This window comes from Amycolatopsis sp. NPDC006125, from assembly GCF_040614195.1.
Classification (GTDB): Bacteria; Actinomycetota; Actinomycetes; order Mycobacteriales; family Pseudonocardiaceae; genus Amycolatopsis_E; species Amycolatopsis_E tucumanensis.
Map to the genome: position 1 here is coordinate 58190 of NZ_JBEXTZ010000033.1, position 17772 is coordinate 75961.

Genomic DNA, 17772 nt, shown 5'->3' on the forward strand with positions numbered 1-17772 from the left:
CTCGCAAGCTCCAACCCCACACGACCGTGGGCGCCCCCGACCGTGGAGACCGCCATCGCCGCGAGCCCAGCTCGACGCCACACCCCGGCACCGCTCGCGACGGGACCAGGCCGTCGTGCCAACCTCCCTCGCCGGCTCGGGGGCCCCGCCGAAGTCGCGGGGCCCCGAGCGGCGTTCCTCAGTCCTCGTCCAGCTCGCTGATCCCCCAGCCGGCCGCCGCGGACAGGCCCTCGAGGTAGCCGATCGCCCGCTCGGTCTTCGGGTAGCGCCGGACCAGCTCCCAGAACTCGGCGTTGTGCGCCGCCACCCGCAGGTGCGCCAGCTCGTGCACCAGCACGTAATCCAGCACCCACGCGGGCACGTTCTGCAACCTGTCACTCACTCGGATCGTCCGGTCCGCCGGCGTGCATGAAGCCCACCTGGTGCGCATCGGCGGGACCCAGCGGACGCTCGCCGGCAACGCCTGCCGGTCGAGGTATCGCGCTGACAGCTGCGCGCACCGCGCGAGCAGTGCGGCATCCGATTCACGCGCCGGAGACGCCCGCTTGGTCTCCGTGCGCTGGAGCTTGCGCTCCATCTCGGCCACCCAGTGTTTTTCCTCGGCTCGGCTCATGCTCGCCGGGATGAGCACCACGAGGGTGTCGCCGTCCCGGTACGCGCTGACCGTCCGCCTTCTTCGTGCACTACGCCGTACTTCGACCTTGAGCTGCGGGTTCGATGACTGCCCGGTGTTGTCCCGGTTCCTCAAAGAGGGCACCCGTGCGTTCGCCACCCGTCCACGGTAAAGCCAGGGGCCGACAACTCGGGAGAGCCGACTTCGAGAAGGCCCGAGTTATCCACATCATGGCCCACCTGTGGATAACTCGCGATCTTGGTTAGCGGATTCTTAGCCACCTTCCGTCACTCTGTGCTCCATGACGGACACAAGCACAAGTCAGCACACGGTCTTCCTGCCCGAACGTCCCTGGCTGCGGCCGGGCCTCGAGGTCTTCGACCGCGGTCCGGGCGAGGTCCAGTTCGGCCTCGACCCCAGGCACGCCATGGTGGCCAAGGACCTGCCGCCCGACCTGGTGGACGCTCTGCACCGGCTCGACGGCAGCCTCCGGCTGGAGAGCCTGCTCGCGCTCGCCAAGAGCGAACACGTCGAAATCCTCCGCGACATCGTCGCGAACCTGACCCGGCTCGGACTCGTCGAGGAAGCGTGGCCGCCGTCCGCCTACAACCGCGCCGCCAGCGAGGCCGGCCTGTGGTCCCTGTCGACCGGGCACCGCCACAGCGAGACCGTCGCCCGGCGCCGCCATAGCGCCGTCGTGCTCTTCGGCTCGGGGCGGCTGACGGTGGCTATCGCGGTGCTGCTCGCAACCACGGGAGTGGGGCAGGTGTGCGTCGAGGCCGCGGGCAACGTCACCGAGCACGACACCGGCAGCGGCTACACCGACGCCGACATCGGCCGGTCCCGCTCCGCCGCGGCGGCCGATGCCGTACGGCGGGCAAACCCCGCGACCGTGACCCGCCGTCTGCGCGACGGGCGGCTTCCGGAACTCGCCGTGCTCGCCGACGCCATCGTCCCCGCGCCCGAACTGGTCCGGCAGCTGATGCACGAGCGGGTGCCGCACTTGGCGGTGCGCGTGCGGGAAGGCATCGGGATCGTGGGGCCGCTCGTCGAACCCGGGCGGAGCAGCTGCCTGGCGTGCGCGGACCTCATCCGCCGCTCGATGGACGACCGCTGGCCCACGGTCGCGGGGCAGCTCGCCGGCCGCAGCCAGCAGGCCGACCTGACTACGGTGCAGGCGACCGCCGCCCTGGCGACCGGTCAGGTGCTCCGGGCTCTCGGACCGGCCGACGGGGTTCCGCCCGGCTGGAACACGACGATGGAAATCGACCCCTACGACTGCACGGTCTACCACCGCCCGTGGCCGCCGAACCCGGCCTGCACCTGCGGGGCACGCCCGGAACCGCTGGTCAGCAACGCGCAAGCGCCGATGGCTGCGGAAGACATGGTCGACAAGGCACAATCGCAGGAGTGACCGACTTTCCCGAAGAGACCGACGACCGTGCCGATCCCGGGATTCCCCGCCGCACCGCCGCCCGCGCCGCGAAGCTCGCGAGCCTGCCGCTCGGAATCGCGGGGCGGGCGGTCGGCGGCTGGGGACGTCGGCTGACCGGTCAGAGCGCGGAAGAAGTCAACGCGAACCTGTCGGCGAAGGCTGCCGAGCAGCTGTTCGAGGTGCTCGGCACGCTCAAGGGCGGCGCGATGAAGTTCGGCCAGACCTTGAGCGTCTTCGAGGCGGCCGTGCCCGACGAGCTCGCCGCCCCATACCGGGACGCGCTGACCCGCCTCCAGGCCGCCGCGCCGCCGATGCCGGCCCGCCAGACCCGGCGTGTCCTGGCCGAGCAACTGGGCCGGTCGTGGGAGACGCGGTTCCGGGAGTTCGACGACGCCCCCACCGCGTCGGCCAGCATCGGTCAGGTGCACCGGGGGGTGTGGCACGACGGTCGCGAGGTGGCGGTCAAGGTCCAGTACCCCGGCGCCGACGAGGCGCTGCGCAGCGACCTGCGGCAGCTGCAGCGGTTCAGCAGGCTCTTCCAGGCGCTCCTGCCGGGCACCGAGGTCAAGCCGCTGCTTGCCGAACTGTCCGCGCGGATGGACGAGGAGCTTGACTACCGCGGCGAAGCCGACAGCCAGCGCGAGTTCGCGAAGGCCTTCGACGGCGACGACAAGGTGCTGGTGCCGAAGGTGGTCGCGAGCGCGCCGAAGGTGCTCGTGACGGAGTGGGTAACCGGCACCCCTCTCGCCAAGATCATCGCCGGCGCGGACGCGGAAACCCGCAACCACGTCGGCGCGCTCCTGGCCGAGTTCCACTTCTCGTCACCGGCCCGGACGAAGCTGTTGCATTCCGACCCGCATCCGGGCAACTTCATGTTGCTGGACGACGGCCGTCTCGCCGTGATCGACTTCGGCGCAGTGGCCCGCCTACCGCACGGCATCCCTCGCCAGTTGGGCGAGATGACCCGTCTTGCCCTCGATCACCGCTCCACCGAACTCATGGAGTTGCTGCGTTCCGCCGGCTTCATCCGGCCTGGCACGGACCTCAGCGCCGACGACGTTCTCGCCTACCTGGCCCCGTTCACCGAGCCGCTCGCCAACGAGCGCTTCCACTTCACGCGCCGCTGGATGCAACGCCAGGCGATGCGGGTCGGCGACACCCGTGGCCGCGATTTCCGCACCGGCCGGTCACTGAACCTCCCGCCGGAGTACCTGCTGATTCACCGCGTCACAGCAGGGTCGACGGGAATCCTGTGCCAGCTCGACGCGGAGATCCCAGCCCGAGGGATCGTGGAACGCTGGCAGCCCGGCTTCGCCGACTGAGCCTCACCTCCTCTTTCGTTCCTCGTCCGGACGTCAGGGGTACGGCGCTCTCGCGCGGGCCCCTGACGTTGCAGACATCTGCGCCCCGGCCATTGCGCTGAGCCCTCGTGTTTTCCTCACAACACGCGCCCTCTCTTGCCAATTTTGTGCCTCGCGCAAGGTATGCGCGCTAATTCGGCCCGAACATCGCTATGTCGGCTGCCACCTCCTCGTCATCGTGTACGTGCCAGGGGGCAGTTTCCGTCGCCACGCGGACCGAGCTTCCGCGCAGCCTGTCCCCTGTCCTGCTTGTCCCGCCGCAACACCCACCATGCCGCAAACTTCTGCCGACGTGGGTTCCGTGGGCCGTCAGGAGCGCCAGTTATCCACAATTTCTTCGATAACTGCATGAGATGACCAGTCGCACCACCGAGTTGTCCACAGTTCCCCGCAACGTCTTCCCCTGCCTCATTTCCAGCGCGACGCTGATCCCATGACCGAAACCATCAGCGCAACACCAGCGTGTGAGTCGGCGCCGGGTGAAGACGTCACCACCAGCCTGCGCCTGCGCCGAGCGGGCCTGAGCCAGCACGTCATCTCGTCCCGGTGCCGTCCGGGGGGCCCGTGGCGCAGGCTCCTGCCAGGCGTGATCCTGTTGAGCAACCGAGAACCCAGCCGGGATCAACAACTCCGCGCGGCGATCTACCACGCCGGTCCGGACGCGGTGATCAGCGGCACGGATGCGTTGCAGGCTCAGGGCATTCCGCTGTCACCGTCCCGGCGCGTCCACGTCCTGATCCCGATCGGACGCCGGATCGCCTCGCACGAATTCACCTGGCTCGACCGCACGTCCCGCCTCCCCGAGCCGGTCATCGTGGACGGGCTGCCGTTCGCTCCGCCCGCCCGCGCCACCGTTGATCTCGCCAGGCACGAGACCGATCCGGACAGGCTCAGGCGCCTGCTCACGCTGCCGGTCTACTACGGGCTCTGCAGTGCCGAACAGTTGCGTGACGAGGTCGACGCAGGCAACCAACGCGGAACATCCGCGGTCCGCCAAACCCTGCGCAGTCTGGGTTCTCTCCGCGACACCTATCAGCAGGGTGTGGCACGGGAACTGCTGGGCGGTGTCCCAGTACCGCCGCCGATCTGGAACGTGACCATCTGCGACTCGGCCGGACGCCGGCTCGGCGTGGTCGACGCCTGGTGGGACGAAGTCGCCTTGGGCTGGGTCCTCGATCCCGCCGCCACCTGCCCGGAGCGTCCGGCAACGAGCCACCTGCCGCTCACCGGTGCCGGGGTGATGCTGGTCCACACCACCCCCAGCCGTCTGCGCGGTGACGCGATGGCAGTCGCGCGGGAACTCACGAGCGCGTTCGCCGCGGCAGCTCGCCGCAGGCGGCCGAGGGTCCAGGCGCTGAAGGAGGTGGCGGTATGACGAGCAGTCACCAGTATTCGGGTGGAAGCTTCCCCTCGATGTCACGGACGTGCTCACGAGCACATCGGGGACACAGCCAGCGCAGAGCACCGCCCTCACGGTCGCTGACCCACGCCAGTGTTTCCAGCGGGTCCTCGTCGGGCTTCCGTCGAGTGCCGCAGCGGGAACAGGAAACCGGCTCAGTCATCGGCGGGATCCGAAGTGGACTGTCTGCGTTCCGAGCACGTAGATGTCCTCGCGGTTGCCCAGGTACTCGGGATCCGCTGGATCCAGGAGACGGCGCAGGACGTCCCGATCTTCCTGCGTCACCAGCTCGTCGGCGTCCGAGGCGAGCCAGGCGATGTGTTCGATCACGTAATTGCGAACGACCTCGCTGGGAGGGGCAGGCAGGTCGACAAGACGACTGAAAGAGCCGACTTGCTCCAATCCCGCTTTCCGGAGGGCGGTGTACCAGCCGTAGGGCATCCGGACCGAGCCCGGCATTCCGGCACGCATTTCTCCGAACGAATGGTCGCGGGCTGCCAGCAGACGGCGTTCCAAACCCGGTTCGCCGATGCCCAGATCCCAGGGCAGACAGTAGGTGGGCGGGCTCCCCTCAGCCAGGGCGAGCGTTCCGCCCGGCTTGAGAGCAGTGACCAGGCCGGCGATTCCGGCTTGCTGATCAGGGAGGTGATGCACCATCGAGGCGGCCCAGACCAGGTCCGCAGGCTGGAGGAGCTGAGCGAGGTCCACCGACGCGACGTCCGCTCGGATGCTCTCGATCGAGACATGCCCGGCGAACGCGGCGTTGGAAACAGCCTCGGGTCCGGGGTGGGCGCGACCCACAGTCGCAGCCACGGCACTCCCCGCCAGCTCGGCTTGCGCTTGCTCGAGTTCGACCTGTTGCTGTGCAGCTGAGGGCTCGCGTTGCGTACCGGCTGCAGGGCTCTCCAGGTCCACCCGACCAGGGTGTTTCGCATTCGCCCGCTCGATGGCCGCGCTGGCGGTGGCCTCGGCCACCTCGAGCAGCTCGGGAACGGCGTCGACGAGAACGAGGGTGCCGCCGCCGCGGTGGGCCAACTCCACGGCAAAGGCCGCACTCATCCCGCCAGCGCCACTACCTACGTCGACGATCACCGGCTGCGGGCCGACGCGATCGACCAGGCCGGCGGCGATTCCCGCGTGGGTTGCTGCATGAAGCTCGTCGGCACGGCGCAACGCCGGGATCCGCTCGGCCCAGTCGATGTGATCGTGCGTGTGTGCGGCCATACCGGTCATTCAACACCGGCGTACCGTCGCTCGCCGCCGTTTCAGATCGGCCGCCTGCCGGATGGTTGGTGCGTTTCGAGGCACATCGACGCGGCATGGAGCACCGCCGCAGTGGTGGCTGGATGCGGCGAAGCTCCAGCCACCGCTGGGCGGTCATTGAGATGGATGCCCAACGGCGTCAGGCCCGGTGGTGTTCGAGAGCCTTCCTCGAAACACCACCGGGCCAAGGAGCCGATGGGCGTGACGAACCGCTTGGAGCGGTGTCGATGATCGGCTAGGCGCGATACCGGCCTGCGCGGCGGGAAGCCCAGCGGGCCACCCGGTCCCACCGGCGGGCGGCGCGCGCGTTGGTGCGCGCCGATCGCGGGCGGACGTCGTCGTGCAGGTCCTGTATTCGTGCTCTCGCCAGTTCTTCGTTGAGCAACATTCGGGTGATCTCCTTGGTCATGGGCGCGACCCCGGCGCGGGGGCGCGGCGTGCTCGGATGCTTCGTCCACGACACGGGAACGAAGGGGGCTTCAGTACTCATGCGGCTGCACTCTGCTGGTCAGTGCGGTTGCGGCGCTCGATGCGCTTCTCCGCGACGGGCGTTTCCACCGGGTTCTTACGAGGACGTCCCCGCGGCCGCTTGCGCGCGACCACGGCACCGCGCTCGAAGATCTCGCCTCCCCAGACCCCCCAGGGCTCCCGCCGGGCGAGCGCGCCGGACAGGCACGCACTCCGGATCGGACATTCGGCGCACCGGCTCTTGGCCAGCTCCAGATCCGCCGGTGACTCCGCGAACCACAGATCGGCGTCGCCGGACCTGCAGGGCAGGTCGGCATCCGGCGAGGCCACGGCATCGAAAAGCTCACCGATTCCGGATCCCGAAAGGGCGAGTTCGTCGGGTAACGCCTTCTCTGACGCGAAGGCGATTGCCGATGACATTCCCGTTCTCCTTTGTGTAGTAACGGTTCTTCGGTTGTGAGGTGGTACAAAAACACGAGGGCCGCGGATCCGAAACTCGGTTCCGCGGCCCTCGTGAGCCTGTCTCCCTGACTGGGGGTCAGAGTCTGAGCTCCGGTGGAGCCAGCGGAACGTGGAGTCGGGTCTGCTTGTCGGTCGGGACGTACGCCGGCTTGACGGCGGACACACGGGTCCCGTCGAAGCGGTCACGCAGCCGGGCGAGGATCGGCAGAGCGACATCGGCAGTGCCGACGCCCCAGCCGTTCGCGCAAGCCATCGCCGAACGGGCGAAGGGCAGAGCGATGCCAGGCTGCGTGACCGTCGTCGAAATGTTCACGTCCCAGCACCTCCTCTCGTCCTTCGCTCATCGCCGGCGGGCGACGGGCGTTCGCTTCGCGGGCGCTCTTCACCCGCTCATGCAGGCTATTGCCCCTGCCCGAGGTGGGGCAACTCATTTTTCGCAGAACTTTCCCGGACGACGAAGATCGTCCCTGAGCAGCGGTTCCGCCGCGCGAAGCGGCCCTTCGACGCGGTCAAGCGGTCCTGCCCCTGTCTGCCCTCACCACCACCGATGATCACTGTGACGAGAGCACCACCCAGTGCGATCGTTCCGGAGAGCCAGGTTAGCCAGTTCGGGGCGAGCGCGCGAGGTGTTTGCGCGGCACAGGCTGCTGACCGAGCTCACGGCCGCCCGGCGGAACGGCAGGCCACAGTTGCCCGGCGAACCCAGGCGACGCGACGAACCGGCACGCTCCGCCAGGAACCGGCCGGAACAGCGAAATCCGCTACCCCGGTGGTCTAGACGTCCCTAACGGGCCGATCGCTGAGGCGATCAACAGGGCTGGTGGCGGCCCGTGACCGCTGTGGATTCGGCCAGACCGGCACGGGTCGCCCGCCGCGCAACCGAGCACGACCGGCCGCCCCGGCATGCAACCGCCGCCCGGCACGCAACCGCCGCCCAGCACGCAACTCCCGCCCGGCATGCAACCGCCGCCCGGCACGCAACCGCCGCCCGGCACGCAACCGCCGCCCGACATGCAACCGCCGCCCGACACGCAACTCCCGCCCGACACGCAACCGCCGCCCGACACGCAACTCCCGCCCGACACGCAACTCCCGCCCGACACGCAACTCCCGCCCGGCATGCAACCGCCGCCCGACACGCAAGTGTCATACGGAGCCGTCTCGGTAGGCGAGGGGCAGGAGTCGCGCCTTGGCGAGCGCGTTCGGCAGGAGCGGCAACGCCGCCGCACAACCGACCAGAAGCGGTCCCCCACCGGGACAACCGATCAGGCGTGCTCGCCGCGGAGGAGGGACAGGACCTCGTCGCCGAAGCGTTGCACCTTTGTCGGGCCGATGCCGGAGATCGCGACCAGGCCGCGCTGGTCGTCGGGGCGTTGTTCGGCTATCGCGACCAGCGTGGCGTCCGTGAAGACGACGAACGGCGGCACCTTCAGCTCGCGCGCTCGCTCGGCTCGCCACTCCTTCAGCCGCGTCAGCAAGCCCTCGTCGAGGTCGCTCGGGCAGCGGGCGCAGCGTCCCAGCTTCACCTCCAGCGTGTTCGCCAGCTGCTCGCCGCACATGCGGCAGCTCGGCTTCGTCCTCGTGGTCGCCGCGCGGCGGGGCACCCGCGCCGTCGGGTGTTCCTCCGGGATCAGGCCGTACAGGAACCGGCTGCGGCGGCGGTGCCTTCGCCCGCCGGGGTGGCGCGACAGCGACCACGACAACCACAGGTGCTCCCGCGCCCGCGTCACCCCGACATAAAAGAGCCTGCGCTCCTCCTCGATCGCCGCCTCGTCGCCGTCGGCGCGCTGGATCGGCATCGTGCCCTCGGCGAGCCCCACCAGGAACACCGCGTCCCACTCCAGGCCCTTCGCCGCGTGCAACGACGCCAGCGTCACCCCCTCGACCGTCGGCGGGTGCTGCGCCGCCGCGCGCTGCTCCAGCTCCGCGACGTACCGGCCCATCGACGCGCCCTCCACCGACGCCGCCAGCTCCTCGGCCAGCTCCACCAGCGCCAGCAGCGCGTCCCACCGCTCCTTCGCCGCCCCGCCCGACGGCGGCTGCTCCGTCAGGCCGACGCGAGCCAGCACCGAACGGACCGCGGTCACCAGATCACCCGCGGGCGGATCCGCCGCGGCCGTCCGGAGCGAGACCATCGCCTGCCGGATCTCCCGCCGCTCGAAGAACCGCTCACCGCCACGCACCAGGTACGGGATCTCCAGGTCCGTCAGCGCCTGCTCGTACACCTCCGACTGCGCGTTGACCCGGTACAGGATCGCGATCTCGCTCGCAGGCAAACCCGCGTCCAGCAGCTGCCGCACCCGCCCGGCGACCGCGCCCGCCTCCGTCGGCTCGTCGTCGAACTCCGCGAACCGCGGCTCCGGGCCGTCCGGGCGCTGCCCGATCAGCTTGAGCCGCGACCCCGCCGGCCGCCCCCGCGCGGCGCCGATCACCTTGTTCGCCAGCTCGACCACCTGCGGCGTGGACCGGTAGTCCCGCTCCAGCCGCACCACCGTCGCCTCCGGGAACCGCCGCGTGAAGTCCAGCAGCGGCCGCGGCGACGCCCCGCCGAACGAGTAGATGGTCTGGTTCGCGTCCCCGACCACGGTGATGTCGTCACGCCCGCCGAGCCACGCGTCCAGCAGCCGCTGCTGCAACGGGGTGACGTCCTGGTACTCGTCGACGACGAAGCACCGGTACCGGTCGCGGAACTCGCGCGCGACGTCCGCGTTGTCCTCCAGCGCGGCCGTCGTGTGCAGCAGGAGGTCGTCGAAGTCGAGCATCCGCGCCGCGTTCTTGACCTCTTCGTACTTGCGGTACACCTCGGCCACCTGCGCGGCCTGCATCGGCGTGTCCCGCTGCAGCCGCGCGGCCTGCGCCGGGTAGTCCTCCGGGCTGATCAGCGACGCCTTCGCCCACTCGATCTCGCTCGCGATGTCCCGCAGGATCTCCGTGTCGGTGCTGACCCGCGAGCGCTGCGCCGCCTGGGCGACCAGCCGCAGCTTGCCGTCGAGCAGGTCCCACATCCGGTCGCCCACCACGCGCGGCCAGAAGTACCGCAGCTGCCGCCGCGCCGCCGCGTGGAACGTCAGCGCCTGGGCGCCGTCGACGCCCAGCGCGCGCAGCCTCGTCCGCATCTCCCCCGCCGCGCGTGCGGTGAACGTGACCGCGAGCACCTGACCTGCGGAAACGTGCCCGGACGCGATCAGGTGCGCGATGCGGTGGGTGATGGTGCGCGTCTTGCCGGTGCCCGCGCCGGCCAGGACGCAGACCGGCCCGCGCGGGGCTGCCGCGGCGGCACGCTGCTCGGGGTCCAGCCCGTCCAACAGGCCCGTCGGGGACTTGGTCACAGGTGCGCTAGCCACCCCGGCATCCTCGCAGAGGGGACCGACAGGATCGCGTCGCCCTGCCCGGCCGTATCCTGGTTCATATGGCGGGAAAGCAGGACAAAGAGGCTGCCAAGCAGGCCAAGCGGGAACGGCGCGCCGCGAGCAAGGCCCGGCGCGGTCAGATTTGGGAAGCGTTCAAGATGCAGCGCCGGGAGGACAAGGCGCTCCTCCCGTGGATGCTCGGCGCGTTCCTGGTCGTGGCCGGCGTCTTCGTAGTGGTCGGGCTGCTGCTCGACATGCTGTGGGTCCTGTTGCCGCTGGGCATCGTCCTCGGCGTGCTCGCCGCGGTGATCATCTTCGGCCGCCGGGTGCAGCGCACGGTGTTCGCGAAGGCCGAGGGCCAGCCCGGAGCCGCGGGCTGGGCGCTGGACAACCTGCGCGGCCGCTGGAAGGTCACCCAGACGGTCGCCGCGACCACGCAGCTCGACGCCGTGCACCGCGTGCTCGGCGGCCCGGGTGTCGTGCTGGTCGGTGAGGGCGCCCCGCACCGCGTGCGCAACCTGCTCTCGCAGGAGAAGAAGCGCGTGGCCCGCCTGGTCGGCGACACCCCGATCTACGAGGTCGTGGTCGGCAACGAGGAGGGCCAGGTCCCGCTGCGCCGCCTGTCGAGCCACATGATGAAGCTGCCGCGCAACCTCCGCCCGGCGCAGGTCGACGCGCTGGAGGCGAAGCTCGCCGCGCTCGGCAACCGCGGTGGCGCGGCAATGCCGAAGGGCCCGATGCCACAGGGCGCGAAGATGCGCAGCGTGCAGCGCGTCATCAAGCGCCGCTGACCCGGAAACGACGAAGGCCCTGACCACGCAGGTCGGGGCCTTCTCTCTTTGTCAGCGCATCCGGATGACGACGGTCCCGGTGAGGCGGTCGAGCCAGCTGCGGCCGTCGGCGTTGCGGATCGCGGCCGGGATGATCACGAAGGTGAGCACCGCGCGGACGATCGCCCTGGGCACCCCGACCATCCCCGCGCCGTCCAGGCGGGCGACACGGATGCCGGTCACGAACATGCCCGGGGTGAACCCGAAGAACGAGACCGGGATGATCGTGATGATCGCCCACACGGCGACCGCCCACAGGTTGTAGGACTGCATCGCGGCGGTGTCCTGCAGGTCGGGGCGCACGAAGAGGGAGGTCAGCAGGGACGCGGCGACCAGGTCGACGACCAGGCCGAGCAGGCGCGCGCCGCCGCCGGCCACGGCGCCGACCCCCTGCTCGGGGAGGCCGAGGCGTTCCCCTCGCCAGCGCGGGGGCTCCTCGGCGCCGAGCCGAGGTGCGGACAACCACTCACCGGTCCATCTCGCCACCCGACCAGGGTAGGCCGGTGGCGTGCGCCACGTCCGCCCTGGTCTGCTGGGGGGTATCGCCCAGCCCGTTAACCTCCGCGAAACATACGGGTGACGGTCGGGCAACACCGCGCTCTTAGCGTGAGCCGAAGAGAGTACTGCCCCCGGCAATGCGTATGAAGGAGTTACAGAGGGTGTCCACTACTCCAGACGATATCCAGCGTCTCATCGCAGATGAGGACGTGCAGTTCGTTGACGTCAGGTTCTGTGATCTGCCGGGTGTGATGCAGCACTTCACCGTCCCTGCGAAGGCGTTCGACGCGGACGCGTTCGAAGAGGGCCTGGCCTTCGACGGCTCCTCGGTGCGCGGCTTCCAGTCGATCCACGAGTCCGACATGCTGCTGCTGCCGGACCCGGAGACCGCGCGGATCGACCCGTTCCGCAAGGAGAAGACCCTCTCCATCAACTTCTTCGTGCACGACCCGTTCACCCGCGAGGCGTACAGCCGTGACCCGCGCAACATCGCGCGCAAGGCCGAGCAGTACATCGCCGAATCCGGCGTCGCCGACACCGTGTTCTTCGGCCCCGAGGCCGAGTTCTACGTGTTCGACTCGGTGCGCTTCGACTCGCGGGAGAACGGCTCCTTCCACGAGATCGACTCGGTCGAGGGCTGGTGGAACACCGGCCGCGACGAAGAGGGCGGCAACCGCGGTTACAAGACCCGCTTCAAGGGCGGCTACTTCCCCGTTCCGCCGGTCGACCACTTCGCCGACCTGCGTGACGAGATCAGCCAGAAGCTGATCAACTCCGGCTTCACGCTCGAGCGTGCGCACCACGAGGTGGGCACCGCCGGCCAGGCCGAGATCAACTACAAGTTCAACACGCTGCTGCACGCTGCGGACGACCTGCAGCTGTTCAAGTACATCGTGAAGAACACCGCGTGGAACGCCGGCAAGACCGCGACGTTCATGCCGAAGCCGCTGTTCGGTGACAACGGTTCGGGCATGCACTGCCACCAGTCGCTGTGGAAGGACGGCCAGCCGCTGTTCTACGACGAGTCCGGTTACGCCGGCCTGTCGGACATGGCTCGCCACTACATCGGCGGCATCCTGGCCCACGCCCCGTCGCTGCTGGCCTTCACCAACCCGACGGTGAACTCCTACCACCGCCTGGTTCCGGGCTTCGAGGCGCCGGTCAGCCTGGTGTACTCGCAGCGCAACCGCTCGGCCTGCGTCCGGATTCCGATCACCGGTTCCAACGCCAAGGCCAAGCGCATCGAGTTCCGGTGCCCGGACTCGTCCGGCAACCCGTACCTCGCGTTCGCCGCGATGATGATGGCCGGCCTGGACGGCATCAAGAACAAGATCGAGCCGCCGGAGCCGATCGACAAGGACCTGTACGAGCTTCCGCCGGAGGAGGCCAAGGACGTCAAGCAGGTCCCGGCGACCCTCGACGAGGTGCTGAACAACCTCGAGGCCGACCACGACTTCCTCACCGAGGGCGGCGTGTTCACCCCCGACGTCATCGAGACGTGGATCTCGCTGAAGCGCGAGACCGAGATCGACCCGCTGCGGCTGCGTCCGCACCCGTACGAGTTCGCGCTGTACTACGACGTGTGATTCGTACCGGGTAGAAACACCCTGAGCGCGCCGGCGGCGAGGAGCGGAAAACGCCCTCGCCGTCGGCGTTCTTTTTGGGCGGGGTTATTCGGCGGTGAGGACCGATATGTCCAGGCCGGCGCGTTCGCAGTGGCCGCGCGGGTCCTCGACCAGCTTGCGGCGCCCCAGGTCCATCAGCCCGAGCGTGCAGGTGATCTCGGCGGACAGGGTGCCGTCCGCCTTGTGGATGTTGTTGATCATCTGGAACGTCTTGCCGGTGCCGAACTTGGCCTCGCAGCCCACGTGCACGGTCTCACCCGCGCGGATCTCCCTGCGGAAGACGATGTGCGACTCGAGCAGCACCGGCGCCAGGTTCTGCTCGCGCAGCGCCGCGCCCCCGGCCTGCTCGAACGCTTCGGTGCGGGCGACCTCGCCGTACGAGTGGTACACGGCGTGGTTGAGGTGGCCGAGCGTGTCCAGCTCGTAGTGCCTGACCTTGATCTCCACCCGGAACGGTTCGCGCTCAGTCACGGTTCCACTGTAAAGCGGGACCAAGCTGCGGCGGGCTGGGACGTTCGCCACGTCAGGCCTCGTAGAAGAGCCTCTCGACGACGGCGTGCGCCCGCCGCGTGGTGCGGCGGTAGGAGTCGAGGAACTCGCCCGGGTCGTCGTCGGCGCTCTGCCCGAGGATGCGCGCGACCGCGGCCAGGTCGCGGCCCGAGCTCGGCACCTGGTCGACGGCCTTGCCGCGGACCAGCATCGCCGCGTTGCGCACCCGGGTCGCGAGCAGCCAGGCCTCGGTGAGGGAGGCGGTGTCCTCCGGTTCGGCCAGGCCCGCCTCGGCCAGCGCGGCCAGCGCTCGCGGTGTCGAGGTGGTCCGCAGGTCCGGGACCTCGAACGCGTGCCGCAACTGGAAGAGCTGCACCGTCCACTCGACGTCGGCCAGCCCGCCCCGGCCCAGCTTGGTGTGCAGGGTCGGATCGGCTCCGCGCGGCATCCGCTCGGTGTCCACCCGCGCCTTCATCCGCCGCACCTCGCGGGCGCGCGACGCGTCCAGCCCGCCGTCCGGGTAACGGATCGGGTCGATCATCTCGACGAACCGCTCCCCCAGTTCCGCGTCACCGGCGACGAACCGGGCGCGCAGCAGCGCCTGCGTCTCCCAGACCTCGCCCCAGCGCGCGTAGTACGCCCGGTACGAGTCGAGCGTGCGCACCAGCGGACCGCCACGACCCTCCGGCCGCAGGTCGGCGTCGACCTGCAGGGGCGGGTCCGCGCTCGGGGCGCCCAGCATCTTCCGCACCGTCTCGGCGACCGAGGACGCGTAGCGCACAGCGTCGCCGTCGGACACGCCCTCGGCGGGCTCGCAAACGAAGAGGACGTCGGCGTCCGAGCCGTAGCCCAGCTCGGCGCCACCCAGCCGGCCCATGCCGATCACGGCGATCTTCGCCGCCTCGCCACCCAGTTCGGCGCAGCGCTTGCGGATCGCCGCGGACAGCGCGCTCTGCAGCACGGCGACCCACACCGAGGACAGCGCCTCGCACACCTCGCGCACGTCCAGCAGGCCGAGCAGGTCGGCCGCGGCGACGCGCAGGATCTCGTGGCGCCGCAACGACCGGGCCGCCGCGACCGCCGCGTTGAGCCCGGGCTGTCGGCGCACGGTCGCCCGCAGCGACTTCGCCACCTCGGCGGGCGTCCGTCCGGTCAGCCGGGCGGGGTCGCCGAGCAGTTGCAGGACCTCGGGGGCGCGCACCAGCAGGTCCGGTACCAGCTTCGAGGTGCCGAGCAGGGACGCCAGCCGTTCGACGACCGCGCCCTCGTCTCGCAGCACCCGCAGGTACCACGGGGTGTCCTCCAGCGCCTCGGACACCTTCCGGTACGCGAGCAGCCCGCCGTCCGGGTCCGGGGTGTCGGCGAGCAGATCGAGCAGGACGGGGAGCAGCGCCTTCTGGATGGCGGCCCGGCGTGAAACGCCGGAGGTGAGTGCGCGGATGTGCTGCAGCGCGCCGTCGGGCGCCGCGTAACCGAGAGCCGCGAGACGTTGCGCGGCTTGTTTCGTGGTGAGGCGGAGGTCCTCAGTGGACACGCTGGCCACGGACTGCAGCAGCGGGCGGTAGAACAGCTTCTCGTGCAGACGACGGATCCGCTGGTTGTGGCGGCGGAACTCGACGAGCAGGATCTCGCCCTCGCCGCGGGCCATCTCGGGACGGATACCGATCGCCCGGCCGAGCACGCGCAGCTCGTCCGAGTCGTTGAAGTCCGGGAACAGGTGGGTGCGGCGCAGGCGGCGCAGCTGCAGCCGGTGCTCGACCGTCCGCAGGAACTCGTACGACATCTCCAGCTCCGCCGCGTCGCTGCGGCCGACGTAACCGCCCGAGCCGAGCGCCGTCAGTGCCTCGACGGTCGACGGCGACCGCAGGCTCGGATCGGCCCGGCCGTGGACGAGCTGGAGCAGCTGGACCGCGAACTCGACGTCCCGCAGGCCTCCGCGGCCGAGCTTCAGCTCACGCTCGGCCAGCTCGGACGGCACGTGCCCCTCGACCCGCCTGCGCATCTGCTGGACGTCGGCGACGAAGTTCTCCCGCTCGGCAGCCGACCACACCATGGAGGTGACCATCTCGGCGTACTGGTTGCCGAGTTCGGCGTCGCCGGCCACCGGGCGTGCCTTGAGGAGGGCCTGGAACTCCCAGGTGCGTGCCCACTTCGCGTAGTAGGCGGTGTGGCCGTCGAGCGTGCGGACGAGGGCGCCCTGCTTGCCCTCGGGGCGGAGAGCCGCGTCGACCTCGAAGCACGCCTTGCCGACGATCCGCATCATCGTGCTGGCCAGACGGGTGGCGAGCTGCAGGTCGCCTTCGCCGACGAAGATGACGTCGACGTCGCTGACGTAGTTGAGTTCGCGGCCGCCGCACTTGCCCATGGCGATGACCGCCAGGCGGGTGTCACCGAGTCCCTTGGGCGCCTGCTCGGCCTGCGCGATCTCGAGACCGGTGATGAGCGCCGCTTCGGCGAGGAGTGTGAGCTGCTGGGCGACTTCCGCGTAGCGGGGCCGGTCGAGCTTGCCCTCGACGAGGTGGCCGAGGTCGGTGCCGGCGATCTCGAGGAGCAGACCGCGGTAGGCGGTGCGCAGGGCGTTCTCCGCCGGGGCGCCCGTGCGGATCTCACCGTCCTCGCGGACGGCGTCGAGCATGGTGTCGGCGTAGCAGTCGGCGTCGGTGCACTTGTCGGCGGCGAGACGCGTCCACTCGCCGGGGTGGCCGACGAGGAAGTCACCGAGCGCGCTCGACGTGCCGAGGACGCCGACCAGCCGGCCGCGCAGCGTGGGGTTGTCGCGCAGGGCGGCGGTCAGCGCGGGCCAGCCCTGCTCGTCGGTCTCCCGGATGCGGTCGAGGCTGCGCAGCGCCAGGTCGGGATCGGCGCTGCGGGACAGGGCGACGAGGATGTCCAGCGCGTCCGGGGCGGGCCCGGTGTCGGTCCACCAGCCGGCGGCGCGGAGGTGCTCCTCGGCGCGGTCGTCGGTGAAGCCGTAGCGCGCAGGGGATCCAGCCCCTCGTGACTGCTCTGCCATCAGGGTCCACCGTAACCGTGTCGGGCCGGTCGTTGTCGATCAAGTGAGCGGAAGGGACGCCGGTGGGGCGCTCTCGACGGCACCTTCAGCCAGCCGGACGAACCTGGTGGCAAAGGGCTGCCAGGTCTCGGCGATGTCGGCGTGGTTGCGATCCAGGGTTTCGGTGTCGAACGCGCTCGCCTGGCGGGTCGCCGCCATCTGGGGCGCCTCGTCGGCCCAGGCCTGGACGACCTGGGTGGTGGTCTCGATGTGGAACTGGATGCCGTAGGCGCTGCGGTGCAGCCGGAAGGCCTGGTTGGGGTACTTGGGAGCGGATGCGAGCAGGACGGCGCCGTGGGGCAGCTGGGTGATGACGTCCTCGTGGAAGTGCATGACGTCCTGCATGAGCGGGAGGTCGGCGAACAGCGGATCGGTCCAGGCCGCGTCCTTCTTGGCGACGAGAGCCGCCCCGACCTCGGGACCGGAATCGCCTGGCTGGACGCGCCCACCGGTGGCGACCGCGAGAAGCTGAGCGCCGAGGCAGATCGCGAGCGTCGGCAGATTCGTGCGGGCCGCGGTCGCGAGGAGCGCCCGGACGTCGGCGAGCCAGGGGTGCTTGGTGTCGTCTTCGGCGTTCATGCCGCCGCCGAGGCAAACGAGGCCCTGGTAACCGTCGAGCGTGCCGGGGAGCGGGTCCTCGGGCAGACGCCGGAGGTCGAGTTCCGCGCCGGCGGCGGTGAGCCAGTCGCCGAGGGGCCCGATCGGATCGGACGGGTCGGGCTGCAGGACCAGGAGGCGCGTCATGCGTCCAGGATAAGGGCACAAAAACGCCCAGGGGCTCGGGAGAACGTACTGTTCTCGACCGAGCCCCTGGGCTTATTTGTGAAGTTGTGTTCGGCGGTGTCCTACTCTCCCACACCCGCGGGGGTGCAGTACCATCGGCGCTGGCAGGCTTAGCTTCCGGGTTCGGAATGGGACCGGGCGTTT

The 17772-nt window shown here is 70.1% G+C and carries 16 protein-coding genes and 1 rRNA gene; 5 read left to right on the forward strand and 12 right to left on the reverse strand.

Annotation, left to right across the window (positions count from 1 at the left end; genetic code table 11):
• Positions 1 to 178: 178 nt before the first annotated feature.
• Entirely contained in the window at positions 179 to 748 is a 570-nt protein-coding gene (locus ABZ193_RS18850) for a M48 family metallopeptidase (protein ID WP_027935799.1), read from the reverse strand.
• A 166-nt stretch (positions 749 to 914) separates the two neighbouring features.
• Here ABZ193_RS18850 and ABZ193_RS18855 point away from each other — a divergent pair, with 166 nt between their 5' ends.
• From ABZ193_RS18855 to ABZ193_RS18865, 3 genes are all read left to right on the forward strand, one after another.
• A complete protein-coding gene (locus ABZ193_RS18855; RefSeq protein WP_354710805.1) occupies positions 915 to 2027 on the forward strand; it encodes a hypothetical protein in 1113 nt (370 codons plus the stop codon).
• Positions 2024 to 3370, forward strand: a complete 1347-nt coding sequence (locus ABZ193_RS18860) for an AarF/UbiB family protein (protein WP_237337626.1) — start codon at positions 2024 to 2026, stop codon at positions 3368 to 3370. The genes ABZ193_RS18855 and ABZ193_RS18860 overlap by 4 nt, the downstream gene beginning before the upstream one ends.
• 472 nt (positions 3371 to 3842) lie before the next feature.
• A complete protein-coding gene (locus tag ABZ193_RS18865) occupies positions 3843 to 4784 on the forward strand; it encodes a hypothetical protein (protein WP_237337540.1) in 942 nt (313 codons plus the stop codon).
• A gap of 7 nt (positions 4785 to 4791) precedes the next feature.
• Here the strand turns inward: ABZ193_RS18865 and ABZ193_RS18870 are convergent, their stop codons facing one another.
• From ABZ193_RS18870 to ABZ193_RS18895, 6 genes are all read right to left on the reverse strand, one after another.
• Positions 4792 to 4971: a hypothetical protein gene (locus ABZ193_RS18870; protein WP_084506060.1), complete on the reverse strand. Its 180-nt coding sequence runs from the start codon at positions 4969 to 4971 to the stop codon at positions 4792 to 4794.
• The gene (locus tag ABZ193_RS18875) at positions 4968 to 6032 is read right to left on the reverse strand and encodes a class I SAM-dependent methyltransferase (RefSeq protein WP_237337539.1); all 1065 of its coding nucleotides are present in this window, start codon (positions 6030 to 6032) and stop codon (positions 4968 to 4970) included. The genes ABZ193_RS18870 and ABZ193_RS18875 overlap by 4 nt, the downstream gene beginning before the upstream one ends.
• A gap of 274 nt (positions 6033 to 6306) precedes the next feature.
• Positions 6307 to 6480: a hypothetical protein gene (locus tag ABZ193_RS18880; protein WP_237337538.1), complete on the reverse strand. Its 174-nt coding sequence runs from the start codon at positions 6478 to 6480 to the stop codon at positions 6307 to 6309.
• A 77-nt stretch (positions 6481 to 6557) separates the two neighbouring features.
• Positions 6558 to 6959: a WhiB family transcriptional regulator gene (locus tag ABZ193_RS18885; protein WP_020417590.1), complete on the reverse strand. Its 402-nt coding sequence runs from the start codon at positions 6957 to 6959 to the stop codon at positions 6558 to 6560.
• A 118-nt stretch (positions 6960 to 7077) separates the two neighbouring features.
• On the reverse strand, positions 7078 to 7314 hold the full coding sequence (locus ABZ193_RS18890; protein ID WP_237337537.1) for a hypothetical protein: 237 nt from the start codon (positions 7312 to 7314) through the stop codon (positions 7078 to 7080).
• A 952-nt stretch (positions 7315 to 8266) separates the two neighbouring features.
• Positions 8267 to 10330 carry an ATP-dependent DNA helicase UvrD2 gene (locus tag ABZ193_RS18895; protein ID WP_237337625.1) on the reverse strand — a complete coding sequence of 688 codons (2064 nt, stop codon included), beginning with the start codon at positions 10328 to 10330 and terminating at the stop codon, positions 8267 to 8269.
• Positions 10331 to 10410: 80 nt separating this feature from the next.
• Between ABZ193_RS18895 and ABZ193_RS18900 the strand changes: the two genes are divergently transcribed.
• On the forward strand, positions 10411 to 11142 hold the full coding sequence (locus tag ABZ193_RS18900; RefSeq protein WP_020417587.1) for a DUF4191 domain-containing protein: 732 nt from the start codon (positions 10411 to 10413) through the stop codon (positions 11140 to 11142).
• A 51-nt stretch (positions 11143 to 11193) separates the two neighbouring features.
• Here the strand turns inward: ABZ193_RS18900 and ABZ193_RS18905 are convergent, their stop codons facing one another.
• Complete coding sequence (locus tag ABZ193_RS18905) at positions 11194 to 11667, reverse strand: RDD family protein (RefSeq protein ID WP_084506053.1); 474 nt, start codon at positions 11665 to 11667, stop codon at positions 11194 to 11196.
• A gap of 173 nt (positions 11668 to 11840) precedes the next feature.
• Between ABZ193_RS18905 and glnA the strand changes: the two genes are divergently transcribed.
• Positions 11841 to 13265: a type I glutamate--ammonia ligase gene (glnA, locus tag ABZ193_RS18910; protein WP_027932281.1), complete on the forward strand. Its 1425-nt coding sequence runs from the start codon at positions 11841 to 11843 to the stop codon at positions 13263 to 13265.
• An 84-nt stretch (positions 13266 to 13349) separates the two neighbouring features.
• Here glnA and ABZ193_RS18915 read toward each other — a convergent pair whose 3' ends face one another.
• From ABZ193_RS18915 to rrf, 4 genes are all read right to left on the reverse strand, one after another.
• Positions 13350 to 13775, reverse strand: coding sequence for an acyl-CoA thioesterase (locus ABZ193_RS18915; RefSeq protein WP_237337536.1), 426 nt, complete (start codon positions 13773 to 13775; stop codon positions 13350 to 13352).
• 52 nt (positions 13776 to 13827) lie between these two features.
• Positions 13828 to 16806 (reverse strand): bifunctional [glutamine synthetase] adenylyltransferase/[glutamine synthetase]-adenylyl-L-tyrosine phosphorylase, encoded by a 2979-nt coding sequence (locus ABZ193_RS18920; RefSeq protein WP_237337535.1) that lies wholly within the window; start codon positions 16804 to 16806, stop codon positions 13828 to 13830.
• 39 nt (positions 16807 to 16845) lie between these two features.
• Positions 16846 to 17589: a type 1 glutamine amidotransferase gene (locus ABZ193_RS18925; RefSeq protein ID WP_237337534.1), complete on the reverse strand. Its 744-nt coding sequence runs from the start codon at positions 17587 to 17589 to the stop codon at positions 16846 to 16848.
• An 88-nt stretch (positions 17590 to 17677) separates the two neighbouring features.
• Positions 17678 to 17772 (reverse strand): 5S ribosomal RNA (rrf, locus tag ABZ193_RS18930); the annotation flags it as partial.